Below are 12,018 nucleotides of genomic sequence, written 5' to 3' on the forward strand. Positions count from 1 at the left end.
TAAATCAACATTACATAAATAGAATGTAGACAAATGAAGTATGAAATGGTTTGAAATACCTAGGTTCATACTAAGCATGTGTACAGCTTGGGAGGAACAAATTGTGAGTAAAACGAAACATGAACACATTCAAATTATCCCTTTAGGTGGTTTAGGGGAAATTGGAAAAAACATGACCGTAATTGAAGTAGATGAGCAACTATTCATCATTGATGTCGGTCTTAAGTCACCAGAAACAGATATGTTAGGAATCGATATTGTTGTTCCGGATTTTCAATATGTCATGGAAAACCGTGATCGTGTTAGAGCGATCTTTTTAACACATGGACATGATGAGGCTATCGGTGGTTTATCTTATTTATTACGTCGAGTAAGAGTACCTGTTTACGGATCTGCCCTTACAACTGCTTTAGCGAAAGATCGTTTAAAAGAACAAGATTTTCGAGGAGAAGCGGATTTCAGAGCAGTACATTCTGATCAATTACTTACCTTTGATGGTGTAAAAGTAAGCTTCTTCCAAACTGCTCATACCATTCCAGGTTCTTTTGGTGTCGCTATTCATACATCAGAAGGTGCAATTGTTCATACGGGTGATTTTAAGTTTGATCAATCTGCTAAGGGTGCTTATGAAGCAGAAATGGGTAAAATGGCTGTACTAGGACAAAAAGGAGTACTATGTTTACTATCTGATAGCTTAGATGCTGAACGTCCTGGACATGCTGTTTCAGAGGCAACTATTGCACAAGCAATGGTGAAAGCATTTAGTAGAGCAGAGGGTAGAGTAATTGTATCTTCCTATGCATCTAATGTTGTTCGACTTCAACAGGTCTTAGAGTCGTCTATCAAAACAAATCGTAAAGTAGCTATCGTAGGGCGTACATTATTACGACTTTATGAAACGCTTTGTAACTTAGGATATTTATCTGAAGAATTGCAAGAGCAAGTAATTTCCTTAAACAGTGTGAATGAGTTCGCTCCTAAAGAAGTATGTTTAGTTGTAACAGGTCATTCTGGAGAACCTTTAGAGGCACTTCAACGTATGGCTCGTGGTCAGCATAAGTTAGGTCGAATTCAAACTGGTGATACGGTTGTCATGATGACACCACCTAACCCTGGAAATGAGTTAGTGATGATGAAAACAATCGATGCACTTGCTAGAGCTGGAGCAGAGATTGTTACAGGGGATAAGAAATTATACGCTACAGGACATGGTAGCCAAGAAGACTTAAAACTAATGATCAATCTCTTAAAACCAAAAATCTTTATCCCTGTTCAAGGTGAAGACAGACATTTACGTTCACATGCAAGAATTGCAGAAGGACTAGGTATTCCTTCACGAGATATCTATGTATTAGAAAAAGGAGACCGTTTACTTTGGAAAGATGGTGTTTTCAGAACAGCTGGAAGAGTTCAAGCTGGAAACACATTAATCGATGGTAGCGGTGTTGGGGATATTGGAAATATCGTCCTTCGAGATAGAAGATTACTATCTCAAGACGGAATCTTCATTGTCGTTGTCACATTAGATCGCCGAAACAAAAAAATCATTTCGGGACCTGAACTTATCTCAAGAGGCTTTGTTTACGTTCGCGAATCAGAACAACTGATGACGCAATCAGAAGAACTGGTAAAAACAATTGTGGAACAAAGCTTACAACAAGATGGAATGGACTGGTCGACTATGAAACAAAATGTCCGTGACCAACTGTATAACTTCCTATTCGAAAGAACAAAGCGTCGACCAATGATACTACCAATCATCATGGAAGTATCAAAGGAAAACAGATCTGCGCAGCAGGTATCTGTAGAGAAATAAATCACTTTTTTATAATAAAATTACGCTAAAAAAATGCTTAAACAACACTAAAAAGGCACATTCGAAGTAAACGAATGTGCTTTTTTACATTGTATTTAAGTAAATATTACTGCAGAGTTATTGCTTTAACAGAATAAATGTTGGGATTGGAGCGGAAGGGGGCGACTCCTACGGGAAAGGTGGGTTTCTGAGACCCCACAGGAGCGTAAGCAAAGTGATGCCGTGTCCGGCTGCAGGTGCGCAACCGCTCGGAAAAGTCCAAAAGCCCTCCGGTGGCTGAAGAGCTGCCTCCTCAGTCCTCTGAACTTTTCTGCCGCGGCTGAACGCGCGCCTTTCGCTTTTGTTACGTGAACAGTAACAACTCAGTGTTGACGACGTGATGTCGTCCGTCTTTAACTGAGTATCCTTATCATACTAACGCCGCCCCGTGGAAAGCGTCCCCCTGCAGCGGAAATCCTAGTGCAGTCACTAAGGTTTTATATTCTCCTATTTTTCCGTATACATAAATTTCCTATATAGGTGCACAATAATAGTATCTATTGGAAAGGGGATCAGTTTATGTCATTTTTTATGCAAGAGCCAGGTAAAGAAGGAGAACCAAAAGAAGAGGGAAAATCATCTTTAATGGAAAAAATCTCACAACTAGGACAAACAAATGTACCACAAATGTCTCAAGATTCTAATATTCACTGTATGACAATTGTGGGTCAAATTGAAGGACATATGCAACTACCACCACAAAATAAAACGACTAAATATGAACATGTCATTCCGCAATTGGTTGCAATTGAACAAAATCCAAAAATTGAAGGATTGTTAGTTGTGCTAAATACGGTAGGAGGAGATGTAGAAGCAGGTTTAGCAATCTCTGAGATGTTAGCGTCCCTATCTAAACCGACAGTTTCTATCGTTTTAGGAGGAGGGCATTCTATTGGAGTACCAATTGCAGTAAGTTGTGACTATTCCTTCATTGCTGAAACAGCAACAATGACGATACATCCAATTCGTTTGACTGGATTAGTTATTGGTGTACCTCAAACTTTTGAATACTTAGACAAAATGCAAGAGCGAGTAATTAAATTTGTAAAAAAACACTCCAACATTACCGAAGAAGACTTCAAAGAATTAATGTTCGCTAAAGGAAATTTAACAAGAGATATTGGAACGAACGTCGTTGGTCATGATGCTGTAGCAAGCGGTCTGATTGATGGTGTTGGTGGGTTAGGTCCTGCTATGCAAAAATTGAATGAATTAATTGAGCGAAGAAAAGAGACGGAGGGAAGAATACAGTGATCCTTTATACACACGTACCTTTAGAGCAAGTGTTTCCTGCAGATTATAGCTCTGCACAACAATCGCTGATTACGGTAAACGGTGTCCCATTATTAGTGGAAAAAGGACAAGAATCATTCCGTGTTGTACGTGTAATGAGCTGTAATCCTAGTGACTATTTGCGTGAGGACTTTACTCCTGGTAGTGAACTACCATTAACGTTGATGTAGTAGAACATAGATTCCCTTGAATTCCCTCATATGGTATACTAGAAATAATCGAAAAGCAGCCCCTAGAAAAGGCTGCTTTTCTTACATTTTAGTGATGTGATAGGTGATGACATGGCAAAAAGAAAAAAAAGATCGACACAAAACGATGTGAAACGAACCATACAATATGAAGTGATAGGTCTGGCCCTTATTGCTCTAAGTTTAATGGCCATTATAGAACTAGGAGCAGTTGGGAAGAGTGTTGTCTTTTTATTCCGATTTTTCCTTGGTGAATGGTATATTGTTGCTTGCTTGTCTCTAATTGGAGCAGCACTATATATGATGGTGAAAAGAACTCCACCACCAATGTTTACAAAAAGATTAGCTGGCTTGTACGCACTAACTGTTAGTTTTTTGCTATTAAGTCACGTCAAACTTTTTGAGTTGATGAGTAATAATGGTAGATTTGATAGTCCAAGTGTAATTGCGAACACGTGGCATATGTTCTGGAATGACCTAAGAGGGGATGTAACCACTTCAGACTTAGGAGGTGGGATGATTGGTGCTGTATTATTTGCAGTTTCTCACTTCTTATTTGATTCATTAGGAACATTTATCTTGTGCTTTATCTTAATCATAATCGGGGTCTTTCTTTTAACAGGTATTTCTTTCGGAGCTATAGCGGGAAAAATTGCTCAATCATTTTCAGAAATGATAAAAACACAGTGGGAAGCTTTTCAATCTGATTATCGTCAATGGAAAGAAGAGCAAGCAAATAAACGGGAGTTAAAGAAAGAAGAAAAAAGACTGGCTAAAGAAAGAAAAGAAGAAGAAAAACAAAATCCTCCAACTATTATAAATGCTTCTTCTTCAAGTAAAAAAGAAGAGGTTGTCGAAAAACAAACTAGTGAAGCGAGAACTATTCCAAAAATTTCTATGTTCACAGATAAAACGGAAGTAGAAGATGCAGGGAAAATTATCGAGAAAAAACCAGAAACAAAAAAAGAGGCGGATATTCCATCACCGCCTGTCGCAATGAATTTTGTCGAAGAAGAAAATCAATCCTATGAATTACCACCCATTAAGCTATTAAAAAGACCGAAACAAACAGATCAAAGTAATGAATATCAAATGATACATAAAAATGCTGCAAAACTTGAAGAAACATTTGAGAGTTTCGGAGTTAAAGCGAAAGTAACACAAGTTCACTTAGGACCAGCTGTGACGAAATACGAAGTACAACCGAATACTGGTGTAAAAGTAAGTAAGATTGTAAGTTTAAGTGACGATCTTGCGTTAGCATTAGCTGCCAAAGATATTCGAATAGAAGCACCTATCCCAGGAAAATCCGCTATAGGAATAGAAGTACCCAACTCAGAAGTAGCTATGGTGTCGTTAAGAGAAGTATTGGAATCAAAACAAAATAATAATCCAGCAGCTAAATTGAGAATTGGTTTAGGTAGAGACATCACGGGGGAAGCGGTTTTAGCTGAGTTAAATAAAATGCCACATTTACTTGTAGCAGGAGCAACGGGTAGTGGAAAATCGGTTTGTATTAATGGTATTATTACATCTATTTTAATGAGAGCAAAGCCTCACGAAGTAAAATTAATGATGATTGATCCAAAAATGGTGGAATTGAATGTTTATAATGGAGTTCCTCATTTATTGGCACCAGTAGTAACAGATCCAAAACGAGCTTCACAGGCTTTAAAGAAAGTCGTAAACGAAATGGAGAGAAGATACGAGTTATTCTCTCATACAGGAACAAGAAATATTGAAGGATACAACGATCACGTAACGAGACATAATGAACAAACAGGTGAAAAACAACCTAAATTACCTTTTATTGTGGTGATTGTAGATGAGCTAGCGGACTTGATGATGGTTGCTAGCAATGAGGTGGAAGATGCCATCACTCGCTTAGCTCAAATGGCACGAGCTGCAGGAATACACTTAATTATCGCTACACAACGACCTTCCGTGGATGTAATTACAGGGGTAATCAAAGCGAATATTCCTTCAAGGATTGCCTTTGCCGTTTCTTCTCAAATTGATTCTAGAACCATACTTGATATGGGTGGGGCAGAAAAGCTACTTGGTAGGGGAGATATGTTGTTCTTGCCAATTGGTGCATCTAAACCTATACGTGTACAAGGCGCCTTTTTATCAGATGATGAGGTAGAGGAAATAGTGGATTTCGTTATTGATCAACAGAAAGCGCAATATCAAGAGGAAATGATCCCAGATGAAACGGTAGAAGTAACAGAAGAAGTGGAAGATGAATTATATGACGAAGCAGTCCAGTTAATAGCCGAAATGCAAACAGCTTCCGTTTCTATGCTACAAAGACGTTTTAGAGTAGGTTACACGAGAGCAGCTAGATTGATTGATGCAATGGAACAACGTGGTGTAGTTGGTCCATATGAAGGATCGAAGCCAAGAGCTGTTTTAATAGGAAAACCTTCAGAAGACCAAACAATGTAAACAAATGTTTATGTTATACACAATAGTTGATGAATCTAAAGAACTACTCCTTATCAAGGTTTTATCACCAGGATAGGGAGTTTTTTTGTATTCTAATATAATTTTTTAGATGATATTGACTAGACGTCTGACCTTTTTAATTATTATCAACAATTAGTATGACATAATGAAACCGCCAACTGTAAATATATATGTAACGAACTAAATATAAAATATTTTAGTTAATGTTCGTTTTTGGAACAAAATTTATCTAGTGAAAACCGTAGGAAGCGATTTCAAACAGAACAATAGGATTTTTTGTCAATAAATCTTTACCTTTTTGTAATGAAATTGAATTATTTTCGACAAAAATAGATAAATAGTATTTATTTTATAGAGAAATAGTGTTATAGTATTTTCGATTAGTAGGAAATATATTCGTCAGATGTCTGATGAACGGAGATGAACAGACGGAGGTATTACATTTATGAGCATTAAGACGGATGCAAGACATTTATATTTACAAGTGATTGATCGACTTAAAGAAGATATTGAGAATGGCGTCTATAAAGAAAAAGAAAGATTGCCTTCTGAATTCGATTTAGCCAAACAACTTGGTGTTAGTCGAGCAACACTTCGTGAAGCTCTTCGAATCTTAGAAGAAGATAACGTTATTGTTCGCCGTCACGGTGTAGGGACTTTCGTCAATGTAAAGCCTCTCGTAACATCAGGTATAGAACAACTAAACAGTGTAACGAATATGATTCGCCAAGCTGGAATGGAACCAGGCACGATCTTTTTAAGTTCTACTACTCAAGGGCCACAGAAGATGATCTCCGAAGATTCCAATTGGAAGACGAGGAGTTACTAGTGGCAGTTGAGCGAGTAAGGACAGCTGATGGAGAACCGATTGTATATTGTGTGGATAAAATTCCTCTTTCCTATTTTCCAGAGGATTTTACTCATAAAGACGGTTCGATGTTTACGGCATTAGAAAGAGAAGGAGATCACGTCATTACTCATGCAGTTGCTAACATTGAACCGATGGGTTATCACGAAAAAATCTCCCCAATCTTAGAGTGTGATCCAGAAACATCTTTACTAGTTTTAAAACAATTACACTTTAATTCTCAAGAATTGCCTATTCTCTATTCAGTAAATTACTTTCGTGCAGATAAGTTTCAATTCCAAGTTGTTCGAAAAAGAGTTTGACGGAATACTTCTTTACTAACGATTTCCAATAGGGGGTTACAAGGAATGAAAAAGCGTAAATTTGGTTTAGGTTTATCATTGGTACTTGCAGCAGGAACTATTTTAGGAGCTTGTGGAGCGAGTGAAAAGACTGGTGATAGCGGTAACAATGAGGACACGTTTTCAGTAGCAATGGTAACAGATATTGGTGGAGTAGATGATAAGTCATTTAACCAATCTGCATGGGAAGGCTTACAAGCATTTGGTGCAGAGCATGGTTTAGAAAAAGGAATTGGTGGCTACGAGTACCTTCAATCACAAGGTGACCAAGATTACGCGCCAAATTTAAATAAACTTGCTCGTGAAAAGTTTGACGTAATCTACGGAATCGGTTTCTTAATGCAAGATGCGGTAAACGAGATTGCACAGCAACAACCTGAATCAAACTTTGCAATTGTTGATGCAGTTGTAGATCAACCAAACGTTGCTAGCATCACGTTTAAAGAGCATGAAGGTTCATTCCTAGTTGGGGTAATCGCTGGATTAACAACTAAGACTAATAAAATTGGATTCGTTGGTGGAGTAGAGATTCCGTTAATTGAAAAGTTTGAAACTGGATTTGTAGCAGGTGTGAAAGCTGTTAATCCAAATGCAAACGTAGATGTACAGTATTCTGGTGCGTTTGATAAGCCTGAAGCAGGACAATCTATTGCAAATGGTATGTATAGTGCTGGAGTAGATATTATTTATCACGCTTCAGGAGCTACAGGTAACGGTGTATTTAAAGAAGCAAAAGATTTAAAAGTTCAAGATCCAGAGCGTGAACTTTACGTAATCGGAGTTGATAAAGACCAAGCTCCAGAAGGTGACGTAGAAATTAACGGTGAAATGAAGAATGTAACATTAACTTCAATGGTTAAGCGTGTTGATATTGCTGTTCAAGATTTAGCGAACAAAACGAAGAACGGTGAGTTCCCAGGTGGAGAGTTAATCGAGTACGGTCTTGATGCTAACGGTGTAAGTGTAGCAGAAACACAAGACAATGTATCCAAAGAAGCTCTAGATGCAGTAGCGGAGTGGACAGAAAAAATTAAATCTGGTGAAATCACAGTTCCACAAACTCGTGATGAACTAGCAAGTTTCTCAGTAAACTAATTAGTAAGATTAGGAGATGAGCTCTCGCTGTTAGAGCGAGGCCATCTCTTTTTGTTACGTGAACAGTAACAACTCATCGTTAGCCACGTGATGTGGCTTGCCCTTAGATGAGTATCCTTAATATCAGTCGTCTTACCTCCGACAACTGTAAAACTTTTACTGAAGCATAGAAACCATTACACCTTAGGTTTCTGCTCTTCATTGAGTGTTTTATGTAAATAAGGCAATTGCTCATATTATTGTTTGATCAAAGGAGTGACACCGTTTGGAATACGTTATTGAAATGTTAGATATTCGAAAAGAATTTCCAGGTATTGTAGCAAATGATCAAATTAATCTCCAAGTAAAAAAGGGAGAAATTCATGCGCTTCTTGGAGAAAATGGTGCAGGTAAATCAACATTAATGAACGTGTTGTTTGGCCTTTACCAACCGGAAAAGGGAGAAATAAAAGTCAAAGGGAAAACAGTTAATATCTCAAACCCTAATGTTGCAAATGATTTAGGAATTGGTATGGTACATCAGCATTTTATGTTGGTGGAGACATTTACTGTTACTGAAAATATCGTTTTAGGTAGCGAACCAACAAAAGCTGGTGCTTTCGTAAATATGAAAGATGCCGAACAAAAAGTCGGTGAAATTTCTCAAAAGTATGGTCTAGCTGTAGACCCTAAAGCAAAAATATCCGATATATCTGTTGGTATGCAACAAAGGGTAGAGATCTTAAAAACACTTTATCGTGGTGCAGAGATTTTGATTTTTGATGAACCAACAGCGGTGTTAACTCCTCAAGAGATTCAAGAACTAATACAAATTATGAAAAACTTAATAAATGAAGGAAAATCTATTATTCTGATCACCCATAAATTAAAAGAGATTATGGAAGTGTGTGATCGTGTTACCGTTATTCGTAAGGGTAAAGGAATAGGCACAGTTAATGTTAGTGATACAAACCCTAACGATTTAGCTAATTTAATGGTAGGAAGAGAAGTAGAATTTACTACGGAGAAAATTACTGCCTCTCCAAAAGAAGAAGTTTTACAAATTAATCAATTAACCGTTGAGGACTCTAGGGGAATTGCTGCCGTAAACAATTTATCGCTTTCTGTTCGAGCTGGTGAAATTGTCGGAATTGCTGGAGTGGATGGAAACGGACAAACAGAACTAATTGAAGCGATTACAGGTCTTCGAAAATCTAAAAGTGGTTCTGTTCTAGTAAAGGGAAAAGAAGTCCAATCACTTTCTCCAAGAAAAATCACGGAAAGTGGCGTAGGACATATTCCGCAAGATCGACATAAACATGGACTTGTACTAGATTTCCCAATAGGAGAAAACATGGTTCTCCAAACATACTATCAAAAGCCGTTCTCTTCAAAAGGTGTACTTCAATTTAAAACTATTTATGATTATGCAACCAAATTAATTAAAGAGTTTGATGTGAGAACACCAAGTGAATATACGGAAGCTAGAGCTCTTTCTGGTGGTAACCAACAAAAAGCAATTATTGGCCGAGAGATTGATAGAGATCCAGATTTACTAATAGCTGCACAGCCTACTCGTGGTCTAGATGTTGGTGCTATTGAGTTTATTCATCAGCGCCTGATTGATCAAAGAGATAGAGGAAAAGCAGTATTACTAGTGTCATTTGAATTAGAAGAAATTATGAACGTTGCAGATCGAATTGCTGTTATATATGAAGGTGAAATTGTTGCTGTGGTTGATCCGAAAGAAACGACTGAACAAGAGCTTGGTTTATTAATGGCTGGTTCTAAGAGAAGTGAGAAAGGAGTTGGAGGTAATGTCTAACCGACTCAAAAGCATACTAACTCCACTTATTGCTGTTCTGTTAGGGATGGTAGTTGGAGCGATAATTATGTTGATATCAGGGTATAATCCCATTGCTGGATTTTCTTCCCTTTTTGCTGGTGTTTTTGGAGATGTGTATTCATTTGGGGAATCAATCCGTCAGATGACTCCATATGTACTGGCTGGTTTAGCAGTCGCATTTGCCTTCCGTACAGGGTTGTTTAATATAGGCGTAGAAGGGCAGTTAATCGTTGGTTGGCTAGCTGCAGTATGGGTTGGAGTTGCTATCGATGCACCAAAAATCATTCATCTTCCGTTAGCTGTGATTGCAGCTGGTTTAGCAGGTGCACTTTGGGGCTTCATACCAGGAATTTTAAAAGCTAAGTTCCGTGTACATGAAGTAATTGTCACGATTATGATGAACTACATTGCGCTACATGTCGCAAATGCAATTATACGTACTGTTTTATCAGAAAAAAGCGATAAAACAGACAAAATTGCTGAATCGGCTTCACTTGCTTCTCCGTTTTTAGCACAGTTAACAGATTACTCTCGTCTGCATTGGGGATTTGTTATCTCCATTATCTGTGTAGTGGTAATGTGGTTTATTTTAGAAAAGACAACACTAGGATACGAATTACGTTCTGTAGGATTTAACCAACATGCTTCACAATATGCTGGTATGAACGTTAACCGAAACATTGTTTTATCTATGGTTATTTCTGGAGCTTTTGCAGGATTAGCTGGAGCAATGGAGGGGTTAGGAACCTTCCAATATGCCAATATCAAAGCTGGCTTTACAGGAGTAGGGTTCGACGGTATTGCTGTAGCATTACTTGGAGGTAACACAGCAATTGGAGTAGTGTTAGCAGCATTTTTATTCGGTGCTCTAAAAGTAGGTGCGCTGAACATGCCACTACAATCAGGTGTTCCTAATGAACTTGTTGAAATTATTATTGCTTTAATTATTTTCTTTGTAGCGGCAAGTTATGTTATTCGTTTATTCCTTGATCGCTTAAGTAGGAAGGAGGACTAATCATGAGTATAATTGATATTTTAATGATTATCGTCCCGTCTACGCTTCTTTGGGCAACACCACTTATTTTTACTGCACTGGGTGGAGCATTCTCAGAACGTTCGGGTGTTGTAAATATTGGATTAGAAGGATTAATGGTTATTGGAGCGTTTAGCGCAATTGTCTTCAATTTATCCGCAGCAAGTACGCTTGGAGCTGCCACACCTTGGGTTGCGTTACTTGTAGCTATGATAGCAGGTGGAATTTTCGCTATTCTTCATGCGATTGCGACAATCTCTTTCCGTGCAGATCAAGTTGTTTCTGGGGTTGCCATCAATCTTCTTGCAATCGGGTTATGTTTATACTTAGTTAAACTGATTTACGGAAAAGGACAAACAGACATGATTCAAAAGAGTTTCGGAAAATGGAATGTTCCAGTGCTTAGCGATATTCCTGTAATAGGAGATATCTTCTTCCGTAACACGTATGCACCAGCTTTTTTAGCAATCGCTGTAGCAATACTTGTATATGTGATTATGTATAAAACACCATTTGGATTAAGGCTTCGATCAGTAGGAGAACATCCAATGGCTGCTGATACGATGGGGATTAATGTAACAAAAATGCGCTACATTGCTGTAGTTATTTCTGGTATGTTAGCTGGAGTTGGAGGAGCTGTATACGCTCAAGCTATTTCTTCTGATTTCGGACATGCAACCATTAATGGTCAAGGTTTTATGGCGTTAGCAGCGTTAATTTTTGGTAAATGGCATCCGCTTGGTGCGATGGGAGCAGCTTTATTCTTCGGCTTAGCGCAATCGTTGAGTTTTGTAGGGAAAAATATTCCTTTAATCGCAGATGTTCCAAACGTGATACTACTAATTGCACCATATGTTTTAACGATCATCGCTCTTGCTGGATTTATCGGTAAAGCAGATGCTCCTAAAGCATTAGGAACTCCTTATATTAAAGGGAAAAGATAATAAAGACATAGTAACAGCACAACCTTTTTAAAAGAGTGTGCTGTTTTTTTGTTATCCATACATACAATAGATATAATAGGAAATAGTTAGATAGAAATGAAAAAATA

10 protein-coding genes are annotated in these 12,018 nt (G+C 37.9%); all 10 read left to right on the plus strand.

Annotation, left to right across the window (positions count from 1 at the left end):
• Positions 1-103: 103 nt before the first annotated feature.
• Complete coding sequence (locus G8O30_RS05175) at positions 104-1,816, plus strand: ribonuclease J (RefSeq protein ID WP_239673921.1); 1,713 nt, start codon at positions 104-106, stop codon at positions 1,814-1,816.
• Between the two features lie 558 nt (positions 1,817-2,374).
• Positions 2,375-3,109, plus strand: a complete 735-nt coding sequence (locus tag G8O30_RS05180; RefSeq protein ID WP_239673922.1) for a ClpP family protease — start codon at positions 2,375-2,377, stop codon at positions 3,107-3,109.
• Positions 3,106-3,318 carry a YlzJ-like family protein gene (locus G8O30_RS05185; RefSeq protein ID WP_239673923.1) on the plus strand — a complete coding sequence of 71 codons (213 nt, stop codon included), beginning with the start codon at positions 3,106-3,108 and terminating at the stop codon, positions 3,316-3,318. The genes G8O30_RS05180 and G8O30_RS05185 overlap by 4 nt, the downstream gene beginning before the upstream one ends.
• A gap of 111 nt (positions 3,319-3,429) precedes the next feature.
• On the plus strand, positions 3,430-5,784 hold the full coding sequence (locus G8O30_RS05190) for a DNA translocase FtsK (protein WP_239673924.1): 2,355 nt from the start codon (positions 3,430-3,432) through the stop codon (positions 5,782-5,784).
• 466 nt (positions 5,785-6,250) lie between these two features.
• Positions 6,251-6,634, plus strand: a complete 384-nt coding sequence (locus G8O30_RS16240; RefSeq protein ID WP_420844596.1) for a GntR family transcriptional regulator — start codon at positions 6,251-6,253, stop codon at positions 6,632-6,634.
• Positions 6,634-6,975, plus strand: coding sequence for a UTRA domain-containing protein (locus tag G8O30_RS16245; protein ID WP_420844597.1), 342 nt, complete (start codon positions 6,634-6,636; stop codon positions 6,973-6,975). The genes G8O30_RS16240 and G8O30_RS16245 overlap by 1 nt, the downstream gene beginning before the upstream one ends.
• A gap of 45 nt (positions 6,976-7,020) precedes the next feature.
• On the plus strand, positions 7,021-8,109 hold the full coding sequence (locus G8O30_RS05200) for a BMP family lipoprotein (protein ID WP_239673925.1): 1,089 nt from the start codon (positions 7,021-7,023) through the stop codon (positions 8,107-8,109).
• A gap of 265 nt (positions 8,110-8,374) precedes the next feature.
• Positions 8,375-9,913, plus strand: a complete 1,539-nt coding sequence (locus tag G8O30_RS05205; protein WP_239673926.1) for an ABC transporter ATP-binding protein — start codon at positions 8,375-8,377, stop codon at positions 9,911-9,913.
• A complete protein-coding gene (locus G8O30_RS05210; RefSeq protein ID WP_239673927.1) occupies positions 9,906-10,949 on the plus strand; it encodes an ABC transporter permease in 1,044 nt (347 codons plus the stop codon). The genes G8O30_RS05205 and G8O30_RS05210 overlap by 8 nt, the downstream gene beginning before the upstream one ends.
• Positions 10,950-10,951: 2 nt before the next feature.
• Positions 10,952-11,911 (plus strand): ABC transporter permease, encoded by a 960-nt coding sequence (locus G8O30_RS05215; protein ID WP_239673928.1) that lies wholly within the window; start codon positions 10,952-10,954, stop codon positions 11,909-11,911.
• Positions 11,912-12,018 lie beyond the last annotated feature (107 nt).

The organism is Mangrovibacillus cuniculi (assembly GCF_015482585.1).
Lineage (GTDB): Bacteria > Bacillota > Bacilli > Bacillales > R1DC41 > Mangrovibacillus > Mangrovibacillus cuniculi.

What these genes read in the sequence shown, in the direction of transcription:
- G8O30_RS05180 (WP_239673922.1), top strand. Translation starts at nt 2,375, where the DNA reads ATGTCATTTTTTATGCAAGAGCCAGGTAAAGAAGGAGAACCAAAAGAA.
- G8O30_RS05190 (WP_239673924.1), top strand. Translation starts at nt 3,430, where the DNA reads ATGGCAAAAAGAAAAAAAAGATCGACACAAAACGATGTGAAACGAACC.
- G8O30_RS16240 (WP_420844596.1), top strand. Translation starts at nt 6,251, where the DNA reads ATGAGCATTAAGACGGATGCAAGACATTTATATTTACAAGTGATTGAT.
- G8O30_RS05200 (WP_239673925.1), top strand. Translation starts at nt 7,021, where the DNA reads ATGAAAAAGCGTAAATTTGGTTTAGGTTTATCATTGGTACTTGCAGCA.
- G8O30_RS05210 (WP_239673927.1), top strand. Translation starts at nt 9,906, where the DNA reads ATGTCTAACCGACTCAAAAGCATACTAACTCCACTTATTGCTGTTCTG.
- G8O30_RS05215 (WP_239673928.1), top strand. Translation starts at nt 10,952, where the DNA reads ATGAGTATAATTGATATTTTAATGATTATCGTCCCGTCTACGCTTCTT.